Raw genomic sequence first — 18,916 nt, 5'->3', positions numbered from 1 at the left:
TCCGGCAGAGTGGATGCTCCTATTGCTGTCAAGCGGCCCTCGGATGCTCGAGTTGGGCGAGGACGAGCGTGGCGCGTTGTTCGAGTTCGGGGTCGGCGCGGGTGCCGATCTCGAGCCGTCGGAGCCGCTGGTAAGGGACTCCGAGGGTGGCGGCGAGCACGCTGATCGGGACTCCGATCGCTTGCCGTCGGGCGCGCAGCTCACGACCGGCGGGGTTCTCGGCGGCGGGGTTGAGCAGCGCCGTGTAGACCTCGTTCGCGATGTGGCGTTTCAGGCAGCGCATGATGTCCCGGTCGGTGAGTCCCTCGGCGCGTCGGCGGGTGAAGTAGGCCATGGTGCGCGGCTCGCGGTGTCGCATGCGTAGTAGCACGATCCGGTGCAGGGCGGCGTTCGCGTGCCGGTTCCCGCCGCGGGAGAGTCGGTGTCGGGTGCGTTGCCCTGAGGAGGCGGGGATCGGTGCGGCTCCGGCGAGAGCGGCGAAGCTCGCCCGGGTCGCAAGCCGTTCCGGGTTGTCGCCGGCGGCGACCAGGAGCGTCGCTGCGGTGACCGCTCCGACACCGCTGAGCGACAGCAGTGTCGGGTTCACGACACGGACCAGTTCCTCCAGTTGCTTCTCGATGATGTCGATCTCAGCCTGCAGGGTGAGGTGGCGGGCAGCGAGACGCTTCAGAGTTTGTCTTGCAACCGACTCCGGATCCACTGCGGTCGTGCCGCTGGGGCGGGTCCGCGCCAGCGTCGTCACCAGCCGCTGCCCGGAGAGCGCCCGGAACGTCTGCCGAACCAGCTCAGGGACGGTAACCAGTAGTGCGTGGATCTGGTTCATGGTCTGCGCCCTGGCTTTCGCGGCGGAGCGGCGTTCGCTCACGAGTATCCGCAGCGACTCGACTGCGCCGTCGCCGCTCTTGGGAGTCGCGATGTCGGTGCCGGCGAGCACGGCGACCGCGGCCTGGTGCGCGTCCAGCGGGTCGGACTTGCCCCGCCGCCGGCGTGCTTGCCGGTTCTGCCGCGCGACCTCGACGACGGTCAGTCCGGCGACGGTCAACGCGCGAGAGATCCCGGCACCATACGACCCGGTGCCTTCGACACCGATCCGCTCGATCTGCCCGTGGTCACGGAGGAATGCGATGATCTGCGCGTAGCCGCGACCGTCCGCGCGGAACTCGTCGTCCACGACCGGTCGGCCCACAGAGTCGATGATCGCGACGTGGTGAGTGTGCTTGTGCGTGTCGATCCCCGCGACCAACCGACCCGGCGGAGCCGGAGGGTTGGCGGGCGAGAGAGCGGGTGTCATGCTCGTCATAGACGGATTCCCTTCCAACGGTGGATACGTCACCGCGGGTCGGGTAGGTGCAGACAGCACAGAGGTGAGACGACTTCCCGGTCAGGCTCCTATCAAGTCATGTCCCTGCCCGGTCCGCAGCGACCCCGGCGTCGGTGGACAGATCCACAAAAAGACAGCCCTCACGGGCGTCTGTGTAATTTCGAGTCACGCCGACGCCGGAGCCGAGTCCATCATCTCTGTGTACGGCTCCCGGTGAGTGTGTCGCTCCGAACGTAGCGACGGTCACCGCGTGATCCTTCGAGAGAACCGCTAAATCCATCTCGAAAGGACCCCCGACGATGACCGTCCCTCCCAGTATCGACCCTGCCCGTTTCCTTGAGGAACACCTGGCTCAGGCCTCTCCGGATCTGCTGCGGCAGATGCTCACCACGTTCGTCAACACGCTGCTCTCCGCGGACGCGGACAGTGTCTGCGGCGCCGCATACGGCACCATCACCGACGAGCGGGTGAACCGCCGCAACGGCTACCGACACCGCGACTTCGACACCCGCGCCGGAACGATCGATGTCGCGATCCCGAAGCTGCGGCAAGGCAGTTACTTCCCGGACTGGCTGCTGGAGCGCCGCCGCCGCGACGTACGGCGCCAGATCCGAGTGTGGCCGCCGGAGGCCAGCACGACGTCTCCACCCGCCGGATGGACGGGCTGGTGCAGAGCCTGGGGATCACGGGGTTGTCGAAGTCGCAGGTGTCGGAGATGGCCAAAGACCTCGACGCCCATGTCGCCGAGTTCCGGTCCCGACCGCTGGGTGCCGGCCCATACACGTTCATTTCCGCCGACGCGTTGACGATGAAGGTGCGTGAGGGCGGCCGGGTGGTGATCGTGCACGTCCTGGTCGCGACCGGTGTCAACGCCGACGGGCACCGGGAGATCCTCGGCGTCCAGGTCGCCAGCGCTGAGGATGGCGCCGGCTGGTTGGCGTTCTTCCGCGACCTGGTGGCCCGCGGCCTCACCGGGGTGAAGCTGGTCACCTCCGACGCCCACGCCGGCCTCCTGGCAGCGATCGGCGCGACGCTGCCGGGAGCTGCTTGGCAACGCTGCCGCACCCATTACGCCGCGAACCTGATGGCGGTGACGCCGAAGTCCTCGTGGCCGTGGGTGAAGACGCTGCTGCACTCGGTCTATGACCAACCCGACAAAGACGCCGTGCACGCCCAGTTCGACCGGGTCCTCGACGCCCTCGAACACAAGCTCCCGCGCAGCTTCCAGCACCTGGAGGCCGCCCGGGAGGAGATCCTCGCCTTCACCGTGTTCCCGAAGGAGATCTGGCGGCAGATCTGGTCCAACAACCCCAACGAGCGGCTGAACCGGGAGATCCGCCGCCGCACCGACGTCGTCGGCATCTTCCCCGACCGCAGCTCGATCATCCGCCTCGTCGGCGCGGTCCTGGCCGAGCAGCACGACGAATGGGCCGAAGCCCGCCGCTATCTCGGCCTCGACGTCCTCGCCAAGAGCCAGGCCATCGGCGCCGAACCCGAGGAGGTGAGCACCCCCGGACTTCACGCCCTCAGCGCATAACCCCACAACGAAGGATCACCGAACCGATACACCACCACCGCGGACTTGACCCGAACCGGTCGAATCACTTCCGTTCGACGGCCTCGGCAAGACGCGGAACGCCCGCCATATCGTCTTGTGGGCGGGGCTCGTCGCCGCCGTGCGGGATGGCCCTCGCGAGACCCGACCGGCGCTGTTTCGGCGACTCGTCCTCACTACTGCTCGGTGCCTCGTATCTGCTGGATGCGGCTCGCGTCGTACCCGGTTCGTCATCCATGACCAAGGAGGTCAATCTTCCGCCCGTCTGCCGACGGCCTGCGCGGTCTGGCGGGCGATCTCGAGCTCCTCGTTGGTGGGGATCACCAGCACGGCGACCGGTGCGCCATCCGGAGAGATGAAGCCCGCCTGCTTCGACTTCAACTCATTGCGGTTGGGGTTGACATGGATGCCGAAGAACTCGAGCCCCTGGACCACCCGCCGCCGCAGCAGCGCGTTGTTCTCGCCGACACCGGCAGTGAAGACGAGCGCGTCGAGACCGCCGAGCTGCGCCGTGTACGCGCCGATGTAGTGGCGGATGCGGTGCCGATACACGGCGAGCGCGGCCTCCGCCGTGTCGTCTCCGGTGGCGGCGGCCGCCTGCACATCGCGCATGTCACCGTTGCCGGTCATCCCGAGCAGGCCGCTGCGCCGGTTGAGCAGATCGTCGAGTTCGTCGATGTCGAGCCCTGCCACCCGATGCAGATGCAGGAGCACCGCCGGGTCGATGTCACCGGAGCGCGTGCCCATGACCAGGCCCTGCAGCGGAGTCATCCCCATCGACGTGTCGATCGATACGCCGCGCACCGCGGCCGCGGAGGCACCGTTACCGAGGTGCAGCACGATCGTGCGCAGCTCTCCCAGCGGCCGGCCGAGCATCTCGGCGGCGCGTTCTGACACGAACTTGTGCGACGTGCCGTGAAAGCCGTAGCGGCGCACCCGGTGTTTCACCGCGAGCGCCGTGTCGATCGCGTACGTGTATGCGGCGGGGGGCAGGGTCGCATGGAATGCGGTGTCGAAGACGGCGACATGGGGCACCTGGGGAAGGACGGCCCTGGCCGCCCTGATCCCGGCGACGTTCGCGGGATTGTGCAGCGGCGCGAGTTCCGAGAGATCGTCGATGGCCTGTTGCACGGCGTCGTCGAGCAGCGTCGGCGTGGTGAACCGGTCACCACCGTGCACCACACGGTGCCCGACCGCAGCGATCCTGATCTTCGGATCGACACCACCGAGAGCGCCGCGAAGGCCCGTCTCGTGATCCGGGATGCCGGAGCCCGGTTCGCCGATTCGCTCCAGCAGCCCCCTCGCCCGCGACCGCTCGGTAGCGAGGTCGATGAGCTGGTACTTGATCGACGACGAGCCGGTGTTCACCACCAGGATGATGCTCATGCCGAGCCGCTCGACCGTCTAGCCTGGGCTTGGATCGCGGTGATGGCCACCGTGTTGACGATGTCGCGCACGAGCGCGCCACGCGAGAGATCGTTGATGGGGTTTGTTCAGGCCCTGAAGGATCGGTCCGATCGCCACCGCGCAAGCGCTGCGCTGTACCGCCTTGTAGGTGTTCAAGTCGGGGAAGACGAACACCGTCGCCCGGCCGGCCACCGCGGAGCAGGGCATTTTTGCCGCCGCGACCGCGGGATCCGCCGCCGCGTCGTACTGGATGGGGCCCTCCACGAGCAGGTCCGGTTGGCGCCGCCGGACCAGCCCCGTCGCCATCCGCACCTTTTCGACGTCCGCACCCGATCCCGATTCACCCGTCGAGTAGCTGAGCATCGCGATTCGAGCTTGGATACCGAACTGCCTTGCTGTTTGCGCGGATAACACCGGCGAGCTGCTCGACTGTCGGATCCGGGATGACCGCGCAGTCACCGTAGACGTGGGCAGCTTCGTACTCGACTGGTGAGACCATGCCGATCTCGCCGTGGAGTCGCCGGTTGTTGTACCAGTCGATGTATTCGGCGGTGGCGATCTCGAGGTCGTCGATGCCCCTCCAGGGACCGCGGTTGCGGACGAGTTCGGCCTTGAACAGCGAGTTGAACGTCTCCGCCCATGGCGTTGTCGTAGGAATCGCCGATACTGCCGACTGAGGCGACGGTGCGACGCCTCGGAAGCGAGCCTCGACGCTCGCTCCTGCAGCTCCAGCGGATACTTCTTCGGCACCACTTACTTACTCCCTCAGGGTCAGACAACTCCCTCCATAAAAGCCGGTGCGTGACAGTACGCCCGTCGTTGATGGTGGGGCCAGAAACGATCGGTTCTGAGCAGGGTCGCTGACGCGCAGTGCCCCTCCCGAGAATCCGCGGAACCGCGGATGTGTGGACATTGTCGCTTTTTGGCGGTGTTTTGTGATCGCTTAGCCTCAATACCGTTCAGTTAAGGGTTCGTGCGGTAGTTTTGGGGTATGCCTCGTTCTGGTTGGGTGAAGCCGGTTTCTGACCGCCGGTTGTCGGATTTGGTGTCGGTGGGTTTGCTGACACGGGTGTTTCCTGCGGAGGTTGTTGATCAGGTGATTGCTGATGCCGGGCGTACCGAGCAACGGAATCGGTCGTTGCCGGCGCGGGTGATGGCGTATTTCTCGATCGGGATGGCGTTGCACTCGGAGGGTTCCTACGAGGATGTGTTCGCCCAGCTGACGGATGGGCTGGCATGGTCCTCGGGCTGGGCCGAGTCATGGTCGCCGCCGTCGAAGTCGGCGATCTTCCAAGCCCGCTCCCGGCTCGGATTCGAACCCGTGCGTGACCTGTTCACCCGGGTGGCGCGCCCGCTGGCCAGGCCGGCGACACCGGGTTCGTGGTTGGCCGGACGAAGACTGGTCGCGATCGATGGCACGGTCTTGGATCTGGCTGACACGCCGGCGAATGTCGACTTCTTCGGCCGCCCCGCGTCGAGTCGGGGTGAGCATGCCGCGTTTCCGCAGGCCCGGCTGGTGGCGTTGGCCGAGTGCGGCACCCATGCCATCCTCGACGCTGAAATCGGCCCATGCACCACTTCGGAGATCGCGTTGTCTCGGGAACTGCTCGACAGGCTGGAGCCTGGAATGCTGGTGCTCGCCGACCGAGGCTTCTACGGGTTCACACTCTGGCAGCAAGCCGCGGCCACGGGTGCAGACTTGCTCTGGCGGGTCAAGACGAACCTGCGCCCGCGGTTTCGGGAAGCTCTACCCGACGGGTCATGGTTGGCGGAGATCATCCCCACCTCCGGCACCGACCGGAAGTCGACACCGCCGCTGAAGGTGCGGGTCATCGACTACACGATCGAGGACGGGAGGGAGAACCCCGAGTCGTATCGGCTGCTCACCACGATCCTGGATCCAGCCGAGGTGACCGCCGAAGACCTCGCTGCGGCCTATTCCGAGCGGTGGGAGATCGAGTCCACCTTTGACGAGTTGAAGACACATCAGCGTGGCCCCAGGGGCGTGCTGCGCTCCAAGTCTCCCGATTTGGTCCAACAAGAAATCTGGGGGCACCTGTGCTGCCACTACGCCATCCGCACCCTCATGGTCGACGCCGCCGCCCACGCCGGACGGGACCCCGACCGGGTCTCGTTCGTCGCAGCGCTACGCATAGCCCGCCGCTCAGTCGCCTCGGGCTCTTTTTCCCCCTCAGCGCCCTGACACTGCCGTCGCCGCATGGCGTCACGCCATCCTCAGCCTTCTCAAACGCCTGAACCCTGCGCGCCGACAGCGCTCAAACCCCCGCGTGATCAAACGCAAGATCTCCAAATGGCTTGCCAAACGCGACCACCACAGTCGTTGGCCACAACCCGCGAACAGTCCCCGAGTTCACGTTCAAACCCTTAACTGAACGGTATTGCGCTTAGCCTCGATCCACCGATGAGCTTTGGGTGGGCCGGGCTGGCGTGGTCGGTGTGCGGTGGCGTGTCGTGGGCAGGGTTGAGCTCCGGGCGTCGCATCCCGGTCGTCCACTGGCTCCTCGGTCGTGCCGCGGTCGCGGCCATGGTCAGACGGCCGCGACTGGTGGCGGCGCGTGCGTGATCGTGAATAGCTGGGTGAACGCGTTCTGCCAGGGCCAGGCCTCAGGTAGGTGCAGCGTGATCCGGCGCGCGGAGCGCGCCAGCCGCGCCGGGACGTGGATCAGGGTGCGGCGGATCGTCGCGGTCGTCGCTCTCGCGAGCCGTCCCACCCGATCGGCGATGATTCCGGCAGTCCGGGTGAGGTTGAACGCGATCACGGCGAGGACGAGCCAGGCGCTGTTCGCGGTGAACACTCCGCAGGGCAGGTGCGCGAGCGGCCCGGCTTTGAGGTCGGCGTGGACTTGCTCGATGATCGCGTGAGCGCGGTGGGTCTTGTCCGCCACCACGGTGTCCATGTCGTCCGTGTTGGTCGTGGTGAAGAACGCGTGGTGCCGCCAGGTGTCGAACAGTGTCGGTTGCTCCGCCTGTGCCGGGTTCAGGTCGGGGATCCGGCGGACCACCAGCCGTCCCGCGACGCGTTCGGCTTTCTTGCGGGAGCGGAACGCGGTGAAGTCGATCTCGGCGACCTCGGCTTTGGAGATCAACTGGCCTGTGGCTTCGTCACGGATTGAGTCGGTGTACTCGATCATCTCCCACGCGTCATCCGGGATGGTCGCGATCGCGGCCTTCACCGCCGGGTCCATCCGGACGGTCACCGACACGTCGGCGCCGGCTTTGATCGCGGTGCCGATCGTGGCGTGGCCGTAGAACGCGGAATCCGCCCGCAGCAACGGCCGAGCCCCTGCGGCGACGCCGGTGCGGCGCAGGGTGGCGAGGGCGTCACCGACGATCCGTGCGGCGCCTTTCGGGGATCCGGTCTTCCCCTGCCGCAGCCGCTGCCCGAGGATCACCGGCGCCGATGCCGACGTCGATGCCGTGGCGATCAGTGCGTTCAAACCGCGGACACCGGAGTACCCGAACGAGGCGCCCTGCTTCTGGTATCCGTGGACCTCGATGATCGTGTCGTCCAGATCCACCATCACCCGCTCACCAGCCCGCACCCGCAGCAGCGGCGCAGCCGAAGCGAGGTTCGCCAGGACGCGGGAGGCGACCGCATCGAGCTGCCGGACGTGTCCGAACCGGAACTCGCGAAGGAACGATCCCAGCGTCGATGGCGCATACGTCCGATCGAACAACCGGCCCATCCCGCCGTGGCGGAGCAGATTCATGTCGTCGATCGAGTCCGCCCCGGCGAGCATCCCCGCCACCAGCGACATCACCTTCGCGCCCGCGTTCGCGCCCTTGTCCGTCGGGACGCTCAACCGCTCACGCGCGAGCTCGTCCAGCCCCGCGGAACGCGCGAGTCGCAGCATCGGCACCAGCCCCGCGGCCGACACGAGATTCGGATCATCGAACACCGCTGACACCGCGGCAGGAGCGTGCTTGAATTGCATCTACGAGATGCCTCTCGTTTCTGGGAATTGGAACCTTAGACAAGCTCTATTTTCCCTGATCCGAGGGGCATTTCCGGTCAATGCTCCCACCCATTCAATACTGCGATTCATCGGTGAATCGAGGGTGCGCTCAGGAGCTTACTGATGGAGCTTGATCGCGCGATGGATTCTGCCCTGGTCTGTGGCGCGTCGGGACATGCCGATGCGAGCCCCGCATCCCGCTCCAGCGGAGGGGGCTACCCTGATCGATCGCTTGCCAGACCGAGAACCGTGTTGAGCTGTTAGAAAGGGTTGTGATGAAAGCGCAGGGGTCGATGAGCAACCGGTCCGTGTGGGTGTTCGAGTCGGTCGTCACCGCGCTCGTCGTGTTAGGGCTCATATACGTTGCGAGCTTCCGCTACGCCCGACCACTCGTGGATCCCGCACCGCCGCCCCCAGACTACGCCCTGCAGGCAACCATCGCATATGTCGGCGCCGGGCTCGTTTCCATCCTTGCCGTGCTGCTGACACTGTTGCTCACACGTCGGCCCACGCCACGATTCTCGTCGGCGCTCGGGGTAGCAGCGATCATCGTGGCGAGTGGAGTCGGCGTCGTAGTCGTCGCGTTCTTGGTCCCTGCGGCGTAAATGTATGCAGGAGCATCTAGGCAAGCGCATTCCGGATTGATACTTTCTCAAGATGTCTCGCGCTCGCGGGGCAACTTGAGAGGAACACATGAAACGACGGATCTTCGCAGGAGCCTGCAGTTCGCGTCCTTGTCCGGATCGCTCAACGCTACGGGCACCGACGCCGGGGCTTGTTTGCGCTGCATCTACGAGATGACTGTCAGGGTTGGATGAATAGGACCACAGGGATGCTCCATCCTTCCCGGTCAGAGGGACATTTCCGAGTCGCGTTAGCTGCCCAGCACCCACGGTCATCGGTGGATCGGGGCTTAGTGCAATACCGTTCAGTTAAGGGTTTGAACGTGAACTCGGGGACTGTTCGCGGGTTGTGGCCAACGACTGTGGTGGTCGCGTTTGGCAAGCCATTTGGAGATCTTGCGTTTGATCACGCGGGGGTTTGAGCGCTGTCGGCGCGCAGGGTTCAGGCGTTTGAGAAGGCTGAGGATGGCGTGACGCCATGCGGCGACGGCAGTGTCAGGGCGCTGAGGGGGAAAAAGAGCCCGAGGCGACTGAGCGGCGGGCTATGCGTAGCGCTGCGACGAACGAGACCCGGTCGGGGTCCCGTCCGGCGTGGGCGGCGGCGTCGACCATGAGGGTGCGGATGGCGTAGTGGCAGCACAGGTGCCCCCAGATTTCTTGTTGGACCAAATCGGGAGACTTGGAGCGCAGCACGCCCCTGGGGCCACGCTGATGTGTCTTCAACTCGTCAAAGGTGGACTCGATCTCCCACCGCTCGGAATAGGCCGCAGCGAGGTCTTCGGCGGTCACCTCGGCTGGATCCAGGATCGTGGTGAGCAGCCGATACGACTCGGGGTTCTCCCTCCCGTCCTCGATCGTGTAGTCGATGACCCGCACCTTCAGCGGCGGTGTCGACTTCCGGTCGGTGCCGGAGGTGGGGATGATCTCCGCCAACCATGACCCGTCGGGTAGAGCTTCCCGAAACCGCGGGCGCAGGTTCGTCTTGACCCGCCAGAGCAAGTCTGCACCCGTGGCCGCGGCTTGCTGCCAGAGTGTGAACCCGTAGAAGCCTCGGTCGGCGAGCACCAGCATTCCAGGCTCCAGCCTGTCGAGCAGTTCCCGAGACAACGCGATCTCCGAAGTGGTGCATGGGCCGATTTCAGCGTCGAGGATGGCATGGGTGCCGCACTCGGCCAACGCCACCAGCCGGGCCTGCGGAAACGCGGCATGCTCACCCCGACTCGACGCGGGGCGGCCGAAGAAGTCGACATTCGCCGGCGTGTCAGCCAGATCCAAGACCGTGCCATCGATCGCGACCAGTCTTCGTCCGGCCAACCACGAACCCGGTGTCGCCGGCCTGGCCAGCGGGCGCGCCACCCGGGTGAACAGGTCACGCACGGGTTCGAATCCGAGCCGGGAGCGGGCTTGGAAGATCGCCGACTTCGACGGCGGCGACCATGACTCGGCCCAGCCCGAGGACCATGCCAGCCCATCCGTCAGCTGGGCGAACACATCCTCGTAGGAACCCTCCGAGTGCAACGCCATCCCGATCGAGAAATACGCCATCACCCGCGCCGGCAACGACCGATTCCGTTGCTCGGTACGCCCGGCATCAGCAATCACCTGATCAACAACCTCCGCAGGAAACACCCGTGTCAGCAAACCCACCGACACCAAATCCGACAACCGGCGGTCAGAAACCGGCTTCACCCAACCAGAACGAGGCATACCCCAAAACTACCGCACGAACCCTTAACTGAACGGTATTGGGGCTTAGTGACGGGTGTGGCTGGCCGGCGACTGACGGAAAGCAGAGGTAGTCGGCTCTGTGTGTTAGTTGGTCAGAGTAGGGAGCCGAGGTCGGAGCCGAGGGAGGGGTAGGTGGCGGTGGTGGATTTGAGTTGCCGGGTGGTGAGACCCAGTTTGATGGCGATGCCGAAGGTGTTGATCAGTTCGGAGTAGCCGGGGCCGAGCAGGTGCGCGCCAAGGATCTGATCGGTGTCGGTATCGATGATGATCTTCGCGGCGGCGGTGGTTTCGGCGACCCGGTAGGTGGAGTACCAGTTGCTGGTGTCAGTGAAGCGAACGGCGGTGTTGTGGCTTGTGGCGGCTTCTTCTTCGAGGAGGCCGACCCGGTTCAGCTCCGGGATGGTGAACACGGTCGTGGGGACCCCGGTGTAGTCGGGTGCTGTGGTGGTTCCTTTGAGCATGTTCGACGCGGCGACTTTCCCCTCAAACACGGCCACCGGAGTCAGGGGACGTCCCGCGGTGTCGGCGGCGTCTCCTGCGGCATAGACGGCGGGGTTGGTGGTGCTTTGCAGGTGCCCGGCGACGGTGACTCCACGTAGGCTGCCGGCAATACCGGCAGCGTCCAAATGGAGGCCATCGAGGGCGGGGACGCGACCTGCTCCATGAACGACGAGGTCCGCGTCAAGACGGGTGGTCGTGCCGTGGGTGTTGATGCTGATCTGGAACCCGGCGGGGGCGGCCTCGATGGCGGTGACGTTGGTGTTTCGGTAGACGTGGATGCCGGCTTGCTCGGTGCGGGAGGTCAGCAACTCCACCAGGTCGGGGTCGAACTCGCGCAGGGGTCGCGGGCCGTGGTCGATGATCGTGCACTGCGCGCCGGCGCGGGCGGCGATGTGCGCGAACTCGAACGAGATGAAGCCGCCGCCGATGAACACGATCCGCTGCGGTAGAGCATCGAGGTCGAGGAATTGGGTGCTGTCGATGAGGTGTGCCGCACCGGGGAACGTCAACGGCCTCGGGGTGGCCCCGGTGGCGATGAGGAAGCGGTCGGCGTGGTGGGTAGTGCCATCGATGGTGAGGGTGTTCGGGCCAGTGAACTCGGCGTGGCCGTGAAAAGTGGTGGCACCGTTGCCGGTGAGTTCGTCTTCCATGCCTTTCGGGACACCGTCGGTGAAGCCGCGCTTGCGCCGCATCAGGGCCGGCCAGTCGACACGGAGGCCGCCTTCTGTAATGCCGGTGTCGTTCATCAGCCGGGCGGCATCGACGATTTCGGCGCCGCGGCGGAGGATCTTTTTCGGGTCGCATCCCCGGAGCGCGCAGGTACCGCCGTAGGGCAACGCGTCGACAATCCCGACCCGCCAGCCCTGCGCCGCACACTTGTTCGCAGCGGACGTGCCCGCCATGCCTGCACCGATGACCAGCAGATCGAACGCGTCACTCACCGGATACCCGCTTCGACGGTCCTGATGGCGTCCCGGATCTGCTCTGTCGTGGGCGACCCGGCAAGACCTGCCGGTGTCAAATACACCCGGCACGACAGGCCGGGCGGAGCTTCTGGCGCGGGAAACAGCGGCACACCGTCGGCCAGGAGAGTCGGGGACCCGCGGAAGTCGAGAGCTTCCGCTTCCTCCTGCGTCTCGATGAGCTGCCGGCTCACCGTGACGTCGGATCGTTCCGCGGCGATCACCGTGAGGCGATCCGCGGCCGTCTCCCAGTTCGGGCACCCATCGAAGTACTGCAACGTGATCTGCATGCATCGACCGTAAACGTTGCAGCCCGGTACAAGGTCAAGTGGTGAAATGGGGGTATGCGCATTGGAGACCTCGCCGCCACCACGGGAGTCAGCACCCAGACCCTTCGTTTCTACGAACGCGAAGGGCTACTTTCTGCACCGAGTCGACAAAGCAATGGATACCGGGTCTATGACGATGAGGTCGCTTCCCGCGTCGGATTCATTCGCGCCGCTCAATCTGCCGGATTGACGCTGGCCGACATCGCCGGAGTCCTCACTCTCCGGGAAGACGGGCAGGCGCCCTGCTCGCACGTGCACTCGCTGCTCGATGGCAAACTCAATGAAGTCAGGGTCCGTCAACAAGAACTCGCCCGTCTCGAAACAGAACTCGTCGACATGCTCACCACCAGTTCGGCCGTCGACCCAGCGACGTGCTCGGAGCGCAGCATCTGCAACGTCATCCCGCGGCCGCTACCGTAAACCCGTCGTTGTACGCACCAGCAGGGCATCTCGAAAAGCTACAGCTTTTCGAGACATCGGCCGGATCCCGGCTGTGTGATCGCTGATCCGTGTGATCCTCGGTCAGCGTCTGTCTCAACAATGCGTCTCACCGGAAAGTGTCTCAGCGCGATGACGCGGCGGGGTTTGTGAGGCACAATGGCCGAGTGAGACTTCTTGGATACACCCGCGTGAGCACATCGAGCCAGGATGCGCAGCTGCAGCTCGACGCACTCGTCGCCGCTGGTGTTCAGAAGCGCGACGTGTTCGCCGATGTCACCTCCGGGAGCAAGACCGCGATCGAGCGTCGTGGGATGAAAAAACTCCTCGAGCACGCAGAAGCCGGTGACACCGTCGTCGTCTGGCGCGTGGACCGCCTCGGCCGCTCCCTCATCGACGTGCTGAACACCGTAAACCTGCTGCGCGAGCGGGGCATCCATGTGCGTTCTGTCTCGGATGGGATAGATCCAGCGACATCGACGGGCCGGTTGATGCTGAACATGCTCGCCACGCTCGCGGAGTACGAGCGTGAACTGATTGTCGAGCGGGTAAATGCTGGGATCGCCGCCGCCAGGCAGAGCGGCACTCGCTTCGGTCGTCCACTCTCGGACCCAGCGGTAATCGCCGACAAGCTCGCGATCGCCGCCGACGCCCGAGCGAAAGGTCGCACCGCCGAAGATGCAGCACGGCTCGTCGGGTGGAGTCGCGCCACGCTCTACCGCCACCAGCAAGCCCTCGCCAGCCGCGAGAGCATCACCATCTAGCGATGTGATGAGCGGCGGGGAGCGGTGGCGAATTCTTCGACTACACGTCGAGGACCAGATACCTCTCACCGCTCTCTCCCGAGAAACCGGGATTGGCCTGCGCACGCTCCAACGCTGGCACCAGCTCTACCGAGACCACGGCATCACTGCACTCGACCCTCAACCGAGAGCCGACGCCGGCATTCGTCGCACGGGGGGCGAATTGGTCAGATTCATCGAGCACCTCGCGTTGACCAGGCCGAGGCCAGCGATCGCGACGCTGCACCGCCTTGCGAGTACCGAAGCGGAGCGGCAAGGCCTGGTGGTGCCCAGCTACGCCACCGTCCGAGATATCGTGCAGTCCCTCGACCCGGCACTGGTAACGCTCGCGTTGGATGGACCCATTGCGTATCGCGATCGATACGAGCTCGTATACCGGCGCCGAGCCGACGGGCCCAACCAGATCTGGCAGGCCGATCACACCGAACTCGACATCCTCATCACCAGTGCCGTAGGCGGCAAATCTGATCGACCCTGGCTCACGATCGTGATCGACGACCACTCACGCGCGATCTGCGGATACACCGTCTTCACCGGTGCACCATCAGCGATGAACACGGCCCTCGCGCTCAGGCAGGCGATCTGGCGCAAGACCGACCCCGCGTGGGCCATGTGTGGAATACCCGACGTGCTCCACGTCGACCACGGCTCCGACTTTACCAGCCATCACCTCGAACGCACCGCCATCGAGCTGCGCATCCGGATCATCCACTCCACCGTGGCTCGGCCCCAAGGCCGCGGCAAGATCGAACGCTTCTTCCGCACCATCAACACAGAGCTTCTCTCCACTCTCCCCGGGCACCTCAGACCAGGCGACAGGAATCCTCACCCCGCTCTAGATCTGGCCGCCCTCGACCAGGCGATCGGCGGGTTCATCGGGATGTACAACGCACGCCCGCACCGGGAGCTCGGAGTATCGCCTCGGGACGCGTGGGTCGCGAACGGCTGGCTTCCGCGAATGCCCGACAGTCTGGAACAACTCGACGGCCTCCTGCTCACGGTCCCCAAGAACCGGGTCGTGCAGCGCGACGGCATTCACTTCCAGGGCCAGCGCTACCTCGCTCCGACACTCGCCCCCTTCGTCGGGCACACGATCACAATCCGCTACGACCCGCGCGACATCTCCGAGATCCGCGTGTACGACCGCGACACATTCGTCTGCATCGCCGTCGACGAAGCCCACCCCAATCTCCGCCTCAGCCTCCGCGACATCGAAACCGCCCGCCGAGCCCGCCGCCGCGCACTCCGACACACCATCAACGACCGCATCCTCACCGCCGTCACCCGCGACGAGCCACGCGACGTCGCGGCACCTCCGCATCGCCGCCGGCTACGCACCTACGAAGAGGACGAGTGATGAACCAGCCATTCATCGTCACCAAAGAGCACCGACGCTTCACCGAATTCGCGAACGCCGTCCGCAAAGAGAAAACCATCGGCATCTGCCACGGCGACGCCGGCGTCGGCAAGACCAACTCCGCCCGCCGCTACGCAAACTGGGACGCTCTGGAGCCCTACATCAACAAGTGGGGACCTCGCGGCGAGCACGACGCCAAGCACTACGCCCTCGCCAACCGATCCCGGACTGTCTTCTACACACCCGAGGTCCTCTGCAGACCCAAAGATCTCATGCACGACATCGACCGCTGGCAGGCAAAGGTCGAGATCTGCGCCGACGAACACCTCCGCTCGCGTGAGACCGAACCGACCACCACGCCGATCGGCATGTCTCACCTCGTGGATCTGCTCATCATCGACGAAGCCGAAAGGCTCACACCGACTGCGCTCGAGCTGCTCCGCGACCGCCACGACCGTGAACACCTCTCTATGATCCTCATTGGCATGCCCGGCATCGACCAACGGTTCCGCCACTACCCACAGCTCTACAGCCGACTCGGCTTCTCCCACCACTACCGAACCCTCGGCCGAGAAGAACTCCTCTTCGTCCTCGACCGCCACTGGAAACACCTAGGACAGCAACTCGACCCAGAGGACTTCACCGACGCGCAGGCGATAGCTGCGATCGAACGCATCACCCGTGGCAACTTTCGTCTCCTTGAACGGCTCTTCCCTCAGATCGCCCGAGTGCTGAAGATCAACGGGCTTGAGACCATCACCGACGACGTCATCGAAGCCGCAGCTAGCATCCTCGTCATCGGCAACTAACGCCGCCAAGCGATCACAGAACACCGCCACCGAGCGATCAACTCCACACGCGGATGCTCAAAACCCTTGTCAAAACCCCATTCTGTGCAAAACCAGTTCTATGGGTTTTTGAGCAAGTCCGGTAGGCTAGAGGCAACGAAGGAGGCCACCATGAGCGTCAAGACCGCCAGCACCATTTCCGCGGCCGAGCGCGAGTTGCGTGAGCGGGTCGTGGCCGACGCCGCACACAGCTCCGCGATGGAAGGCCTCACCGCCGGCCCCGAATATCGCGCCGACGCCGCCTCCTACGCGGCGGGGGAGTTCGACGTCGACGAGCTGGGACGCCGCACCCGGGCCCGCTGGGGCCTTGCCTGATTTCGTCGACCCGTACCTCGAGCCCGCATCGGGCATCCTCCACAACCGGCTCGGCCTGACAGACCATGCCACGCTGGATCGCGCCGAAGCGGAACTGACCGAGTGGCGACGGGCCGAGATGATCACCCGACCCGTCAGAGTCACCGGAGATCTCCGACAGCTGCAGGCGATCCATCGACAGCTGTTCCAGGACGTCTACGACTGGGCCGGGCAGCTGCGCACCGTCGACATCCGCAAGGGCACCGATCCCGCCGCGGAGTTCTTCATGCCGGTGTCCCGGCTGGAGTCCGCGGCGGGGTTCGCGTTCGCGGAGCTCGCGGAGGAGCACCAGCTGCACGGGCTGGACCGTGACCGGTTCGTGGCGCGCCTGGCACATCACTACGACCAGGTGAACTACCTGCACCCGTTCCGGGAGGGCAACGGCCGCACGCAACGCATCTTCTGGACCCAGATCGCCGCCGGCGCCGGGTTCGACCTCGACTGGAGCCGAGTGACCGGAGCGGAGAACGACCAGGCGTCACGGGACGCGATGGAACGGCAGGACTTCACCGAGCTGCGTGGCATCTTCGACCGCATCGTACAGCCGGCCGCGGGTGGCCGGCTCACCCCGGAACGGATGGAGCAGTTGCGCGCATTCGCCAACCTGGGCAGCAGCCTGCCGCCCGGACGCTCCGCCCCGTCGACGTCGAGGGGACGCTCACGTCGGCCGACAACGCCCGGCCGAGAAGCCGAGCAGGGGAGGGGACTATGAACATCGTCGGATACGCCCGAGTGTCCAAGCGGGAACAGAATCCGAAGGCGCAAGAGGCCGAGCTGCACGCCGCGGGAGCGGCGCGGGTGTTCGTCGATCACGGCGACTCCAGCCGGGTCAAGGACCGCCCACAGTGGGTCGCGTGCATGGACTACCTCCGCGCCGGCGACGTCCTGTTGGTGCGCCGCCTCGACCGTCTCGGCGGGACCGAGCGCATCCTGATCGAGACGCTGCACGAGCTGGAGGACAAAGGCGTCGATATCAAGAGCCTCACCGAGCCGGTGATCGACACCACCACCCCCATGGGTCGCGCCCTGTTCGGCATCGTCGCCGTGTTCGCGCAGCTGCGCGTCGACACGATCCGGGAGAACACCCGGCTCGGTCTGGAGTACGCACGCGCCCAGGGCCGCGTCGGAGGCCGCCCCACGGTGATGAGCGCCGAGCGGGTCGAAGTCGCGCGACAGATGCGCGCACAGACCCCGCCGGCGACATGGGAGACGATCGCCAAGACGTTGCACGTCAGCTCCGCCTCCGTGCGCCGCGCCCTGGCGCAGCCCGAGAAGGTGAGCAGGTAGCCATGTGCGGGCGCTTCGCGATGAACAGAGAGACGAACGAGCTGATCGAGGAGTTCGTCGCTCAGGGTGGCCGCGCGCATGACTGGCGGCCGTCATACTCCGTCGCGCCGACATCGGATGCTCCGATCGTTCGTGAATGGGCCGGCGAGGACGGCACGGTGAACCGGGAGGTCACCCTGGCGCGCTGGGATTGGCCGAAACCGGCCAGCCGCCCGACCGGTGCGCCGATCATCAACGCACGGATGGAGAAGCTGCCGACCGGGTTCTGGGTGGGCGCGTTCTCGAACGCGCGGTGCATCGTTCCGATGCGGGGCTACTACGAGTGGACCGGCCCGAAAGGTGACAAGCAGCCGCACTTCATCCACAGCGACGAGCTGCTAGCGGCGGCCGGCCTTACCTGGACTATGGATGTGGCGGGGGAACGGCGCCGGGTGTTCGTCGTCGTCACGCGCGAGGCCCGCGACGCCAGCGGAGAGGTACATGACCGGATGCCGGCGTTTCTCACCGCGGACCTGTGGGACGAGTGGCTGAGCCCCGTGTCGCTCACCGTCGACGGCGATGCCACCCAGTCGAAAGCGCACCGCGCCGAGCTGCTAGCCGACCTCCATCATGCCTCGTCTGCGATCGCGTCGACGATGCACACATACGAGGTCGACCGGCGGGTGAACAACTCCCGCACGGTCGACCCCGCCGACTCGACTCTCATCGAACCGGCGTCATAGCCGCCGCCTCCAGCACCGAGTCGCGGGCGTAGCGGATCAGGCCGCGGCCGAGGTCGTGGAACGTCGGGCCGACGTTCTGACGCCGCCACCGTCGCAGTTCCGCCACGTCGCGGCCCAGGATCGCTGCGGCCTCGTCCGGGGTCAGCAAGACAGGCGCAGGGGAGTGCTCGTGCACCATCAGACGTCCTCCCTGGTGAGTGTGTCGATGACGGTCACGAACTCGGTTCCGGGCACCGTCACCGTGTTCGCAAGCCGGTAGCCGTGCCGGCCGTAGTCGTGCAGCTGTTGGTCACGTTCCCCGACCTTCTGCGACAACCGGTAGTGGTCCTTGTCGCCGCAGGGAAACGTCGTCTGGATCGTCGCGAAGCTCACCGTCGTGCTCATCGCTCACGCCACCCTCGACTTGGCTGGCGGAGAGACGGTATTGGTGGTTGCGATATTCATCAATTTGGTCGGCGCACTGGACACTTTTGGCCGTGCTCGTACTCATCGCAGGGCGATGGAGTGTGCCCACGCTGCCCGCCCGAGCAGTGCTGTCCATGGCCGGGGCCGGTCTGCGGCTCTGGTGGTCGCTCGCCGGGCTGGTGTTCCTCTCACCGGCGACGGATACCACGGCGCGACTCATACTCGCCGCATAGCAAGTCGGCGTCCCGAAGAACGCCGAGCCTCGTTTGATCTCAACCGGGCCCGGGCGCACAAGAGGC

21 protein-coding genes and 3 pseudogenes are annotated in these 18,916 nt (G+C 65.7%); 13 read left to right on the top strand and 11 right to left on the bottom strand.

Annotated elements, in window-relative coordinates; translation table 11 throughout:
• Positions 1-28 precede the first annotated feature (28 nt).
• On the bottom strand, positions 29-1,300 hold the full coding sequence (locus ACXZ1E_RS10755; protein WP_458040493.1) for an IS110 family RNA-guided transposase: 1,272 nt from the start codon (positions 1,298-1,300) through the stop codon (positions 29-31).
• 320 nt (positions 1,301-1,620) lie between these two features.
• Between ACXZ1E_RS10755 and ACXZ1E_RS10750 the strand changes: the two are divergent.
• A pseudogene (locus ACXZ1E_RS10750) lies at positions 1,621-2,858 on the top strand (IS256 family transposase).
• Between the two features lie 267 nt (positions 2,859-3,125).
• Here the strand turns inward: ACXZ1E_RS10750 and ACXZ1E_RS10745 are convergent.
• The 4 genes and pseudogenes from ACXZ1E_RS10745 to ACXZ1E_RS10730 all read right to left on the bottom strand — a co-directional run bounded on the left by ACXZ1E_RS10745 (position 3,126) and on the right by ACXZ1E_RS10730 (position 4,941).
• Positions 3,126-4,262 carry an acetate/propionate family kinase gene (locus tag ACXZ1E_RS10745; protein ID WP_458040492.1) on the bottom strand — a complete coding sequence of 379 codons (1,137 nt, stop codon included), beginning with the start codon at positions 4,260-4,262 and terminating at the stop codon, positions 3,126-3,128.
• Positions 4,259-4,360: a hypothetical protein gene (locus ACXZ1E_RS10740; protein ID WP_458352096.1), complete on the bottom strand. Its 102-nt coding sequence runs from the start codon at positions 4,358-4,360 to the stop codon at positions 4,259-4,261. The genes ACXZ1E_RS10745 and ACXZ1E_RS10740 overlap by 4 nt, the downstream gene beginning before the upstream one ends.
• 67 nt (positions 4,361-4,427) lie before the next feature.
• Positions 4,428-4,646: pseudogene (locus tag ACXZ1E_RS10735) on the bottom strand (phosphate acyltransferase); the annotation flags it as partial.
• Positions 4,624-4,941, bottom strand: a complete 318-nt coding sequence (locus ACXZ1E_RS10730; RefSeq protein ID WP_458352095.1) for an IS3 family transposase — start codon at positions 4,939-4,941, stop codon at positions 4,624-4,626. The gene ACXZ1E_RS10730 and the pseudogene ACXZ1E_RS10735, both read right to left, overlap by 23 nt.
• Positions 4,942-5,274: 333 nt before the next feature.
• Here ACXZ1E_RS10730 and ACXZ1E_RS10725 point away from each other — a divergent pair, with 333 nt between their 5' ends.
• Complete coding sequence (locus ACXZ1E_RS10725) at positions 5,275-6,486, top strand: IS4 family transposase (protein ID WP_168914865.1); 1,212 nt, start codon at positions 5,275-5,277, stop codon at positions 6,484-6,486.
• A gap of 346 nt (positions 6,487-6,832) precedes the next feature.
• Here ACXZ1E_RS10725 and ACXZ1E_RS10720 read toward each other — a convergent pair whose 3' ends face one another.
• Positions 6,833-8,239 (bottom strand): IS1380 family transposase, encoded by a 1,407-nt coding sequence (locus tag ACXZ1E_RS10720; RefSeq protein WP_196382794.1) that lies wholly within the window; start codon positions 8,237-8,239, stop codon positions 6,833-6,835.
• Between the two features lie 314 nt (positions 8,240-8,553).
• On the opposite strand from ACXZ1E_RS10720, the gene ACXZ1E_RS10715 reads away from it, so the two are divergent.
• Positions 8,554-8,865: a hypothetical protein gene (locus ACXZ1E_RS10715; protein WP_196382795.1), complete on the top strand. Its 312-nt coding sequence runs from the start codon at positions 8,554-8,556 to the stop codon at positions 8,863-8,865.
• 513 nt (positions 8,866-9,378) lie between these two features.
• Here ACXZ1E_RS10715 and ACXZ1E_RS10710 read toward each other — a convergent pair.
• From ACXZ1E_RS10710 to ACXZ1E_RS10700, 3 genes are all read right to left on the bottom strand, one after another.
• Positions 9,379-10,590, bottom strand: coding sequence for an IS4 family transposase (locus ACXZ1E_RS10710; RefSeq protein WP_168914865.1), 1,212 nt, complete (start codon positions 10,588-10,590; stop codon positions 9,379-9,381).
• Positions 10,591-10,703: 113 nt separating this feature from the next.
• Complete coding sequence (locus ACXZ1E_RS10705; RefSeq protein ID WP_082750005.1) at positions 10,704-12,053, bottom strand: dihydrolipoyl dehydrogenase family protein; 1,350 nt, start codon at positions 12,051-12,053, stop codon at positions 10,704-10,706.
• Positions 12,050-12,364 carry a hypothetical protein gene (locus ACXZ1E_RS10700; protein WP_060921760.1) on the bottom strand — a complete coding sequence of 105 codons (315 nt, stop codon included), beginning with the start codon at positions 12,362-12,364 and terminating at the stop codon, positions 12,050-12,052. The genes ACXZ1E_RS10705 and ACXZ1E_RS10700 overlap by 4 nt, the downstream gene beginning before the upstream one ends.
• A 54-nt stretch (positions 12,365-12,418) precedes the next feature.
• On the opposite strand from ACXZ1E_RS10700, the gene ACXZ1E_RS10695 reads away from it, so the two are divergent.
• The 9 genes and pseudogenes from ACXZ1E_RS10695 (at position 12,419) to ACXZ1E_RS10655 (ending at position 18,212) form a co-directional block, all read left to right on the top strand.
• The gene (locus ACXZ1E_RS10695) at positions 12,419-12,823 is read left to right on the top strand and encodes a heavy metal-responsive transcriptional regulator (protein WP_183151636.1); all 405 of its coding nucleotides are present in this window, start codon (positions 12,419-12,421) and stop codon (positions 12,821-12,823) included.
• Positions 12,824-12,960: 137 nt separating this feature from the next.
• Complete coding sequence (locus ACXZ1E_RS10690) at positions 12,961-13,605, top strand: recombinase family protein (protein WP_458351944.1); 645 nt, start codon at positions 12,961-12,963, stop codon at positions 13,603-13,605.
• A pseudogene (locus tag ACXZ1E_RS10685) lies at positions 13,520-13,747 on the top strand (helix-turn-helix domain-containing protein); the annotation flags it as partial. The gene ACXZ1E_RS10690 and the pseudogene ACXZ1E_RS10685, both read left to right, overlap by 86 nt.
• A 60-nt stretch (positions 13,748-13,807) precedes the next feature.
• The gene (locus ACXZ1E_RS10680) at positions 13,808-15,001 is read left to right on the top strand and encodes a Mu transposase C-terminal domain-containing protein (RefSeq protein ID WP_458352094.1); all 1,194 of its coding nucleotides are present in this window, start codon (positions 13,808-13,810) and stop codon (positions 14,999-15,001) included.
• On the top strand, positions 15,001-15,810 hold the full coding sequence (locus tag ACXZ1E_RS10675) for an AAA family ATPase (RefSeq protein WP_060921758.1): 810 nt from the start codon (positions 15,001-15,003) through the stop codon (positions 15,808-15,810). The genes ACXZ1E_RS10680 and ACXZ1E_RS10675 overlap by 1 nt, the downstream gene beginning before the upstream one ends.
• Before the next feature lie 150 nt (positions 15,811-15,960).
• On the top strand, positions 15,961-16,164 hold the full coding sequence (locus ACXZ1E_RS10670) for an antitoxin VbhA family protein (protein ID WP_458040491.1): 204 nt from the start codon (positions 15,961-15,963) through the stop codon (positions 16,162-16,164).
• Positions 16,157-16,915, top strand: a complete 759-nt coding sequence (locus ACXZ1E_RS10665; RefSeq protein WP_458040490.1) for a Fic/DOC family protein — start codon at positions 16,157-16,159, stop codon at positions 16,913-16,915. Before ACXZ1E_RS10670 ends, ACXZ1E_RS10665 begins: the two co-directional genes overlap by 8 nt.
• Positions 16,912-17,490: a recombinase family protein gene (locus ACXZ1E_RS10660; RefSeq protein WP_458040489.1), complete on the top strand. Its 579-nt coding sequence runs from the start codon at positions 16,912-16,914 to the stop codon at positions 17,488-17,490. The genes ACXZ1E_RS10665 and ACXZ1E_RS10660 overlap by 4 nt, the downstream gene beginning before the upstream one ends.
• On the top strand, positions 17,406-18,212 hold the full coding sequence (locus tag ACXZ1E_RS10655; RefSeq protein ID WP_458040488.1) for an SOS response-associated peptidase: 807 nt from the start codon (positions 17,406-17,408) through the stop codon (positions 18,210-18,212). Before ACXZ1E_RS10660 ends, ACXZ1E_RS10655 begins: the two co-directional genes overlap by 85 nt.
• On the opposite strand, the gene ACXZ1E_RS10650 is transcribed toward ACXZ1E_RS10655, so the two are convergent.
• Positions 18,193-18,390 carry a helix-turn-helix domain-containing protein gene (locus tag ACXZ1E_RS10650; protein WP_458040487.1) on the bottom strand — a complete coding sequence of 66 codons (198 nt, stop codon included), beginning with the start codon at positions 18,388-18,390 and terminating at the stop codon, positions 18,193-18,195. The genes ACXZ1E_RS10655 and ACXZ1E_RS10650 overlap by 20 nt on opposite strands.
• Positions 18,390-18,596, bottom strand: a complete 207-nt coding sequence (locus ACXZ1E_RS10645) for a hypothetical protein (protein WP_458040486.1) — start codon at positions 18,594-18,596, stop codon at positions 18,390-18,392. The genes ACXZ1E_RS10650 and ACXZ1E_RS10645 overlap by 1 nt, the downstream gene beginning before the upstream one ends.
• Before the next feature lie 92 nt (positions 18,597-18,688).
• On the opposite strand from ACXZ1E_RS10645, the gene ACXZ1E_RS10640 reads away from it, so the two are divergent.
• Positions 18,689-18,850, top strand: coding sequence for a hypothetical protein (locus ACXZ1E_RS10640; RefSeq protein WP_458040485.1), 162 nt, complete (start codon positions 18,689-18,691; stop codon positions 18,848-18,850).
• The last annotated feature ends 66 nt before the right edge of the window (positions 18,851-18,916 follow it).

It is taken from the genome of Pacificispira sp. HM-600 (assembly GCF_977993705.1).
The sequence above is the reverse complement of the archived record's forward strand: the minus strand, read 5'-3'. Positions and strand labels throughout refer to the sequence as shown.

Bases quoted from the DNA above. Each gene is read 5' to 3' on its own strand.
- ACXZ1E_RS10725 (WP_168914865.1), top strand. From the start codon at position 5,275: ATGCCTCGTTCTGGTTGGGTGAAGCCGGTTTCTGACCGCCGGTTGTCG.
- ACXZ1E_RS10675 (WP_060921758.1), top strand. From the start codon at position 15,001: ATGAACCAGCCATTCATCGTCACCAAAGAGCACCGACGCTTCACCGAA.
- ACXZ1E_RS10700 (WP_060921760.1), bottom strand. From the start codon at position 12,364: ATGCAGATCACGTTGCAGTACTTCGATGGGTGCCCGAACTGGGAGACG.
- ACXZ1E_RS10710 (WP_168914865.1), bottom strand. From the start codon at position 10,590: ATGCCTCGTTCTGGTTGGGTGAAGCCGGTTTCTGACCGCCGGTTGTCG.
- ACXZ1E_RS10745 (WP_458040492.1), bottom strand. From the start codon at position 4,262: ATGAGCATCATCCTGGTGGTGAACACCGGCTCGTCGTCGATCAAGTAC.
- ACXZ1E_RS10755 (WP_458040493.1), bottom strand. From the start codon at position 1,300: ATGACGAGCATGACACCCGCTCTCTCGCCCGCCAACCCTCCGGCTCCG.
- ACXZ1E_RS10645 (WP_458040486.1), bottom strand. From the start codon at position 18,596: ATGAGCACGACGGTGAGCTTCGCGACGATCCAGACGACGTTTCCCTGC.
- ACXZ1E_RS10720 (WP_196382794.1), bottom strand. From the start codon at position 8,239: ATGCAATTCAAGCACGCTCCTGCCGCGGTGTCAGCGGTGTTCGATGAT.
- ACXZ1E_RS10670 (WP_458040491.1), top strand. From the start codon at position 15,961: ATGAGCGTCAAGACCGCCAGCACCATTTCCGCGGCCGAGCGCGAGTTG.
- ACXZ1E_RS10715 (WP_196382795.1), top strand. From the start codon at position 8,554: ATGAGCAACCGGTCCGTGTGGGTGTTCGAGTCGGTCGTCACCGCGCTC.
- ACXZ1E_RS10655 (WP_458040488.1), top strand. From the start codon at position 17,406: ATGGGAGACGATCGCCAAGACGTTGCACGTCAGCTCCGCCTCCGTGCG.
- ACXZ1E_RS10695 (WP_183151636.1), top strand. From the start codon at position 12,419: ATGCGCATTGGAGACCTCGCCGCCACCACGGGAGTCAGCACCCAGACC.
- ACXZ1E_RS10660 (WP_458040489.1), top strand. From the start codon at position 16,912: ATGAACATCGTCGGATACGCCCGAGTGTCCAAGCGGGAACAGAATCCG.
- ACXZ1E_RS10650 (WP_458040487.1), bottom strand. From the start codon at position 18,390: ATGGTGCACGAGCACTCCCCTGCGCCTGTCTTGCTGACCCCGGACGAG.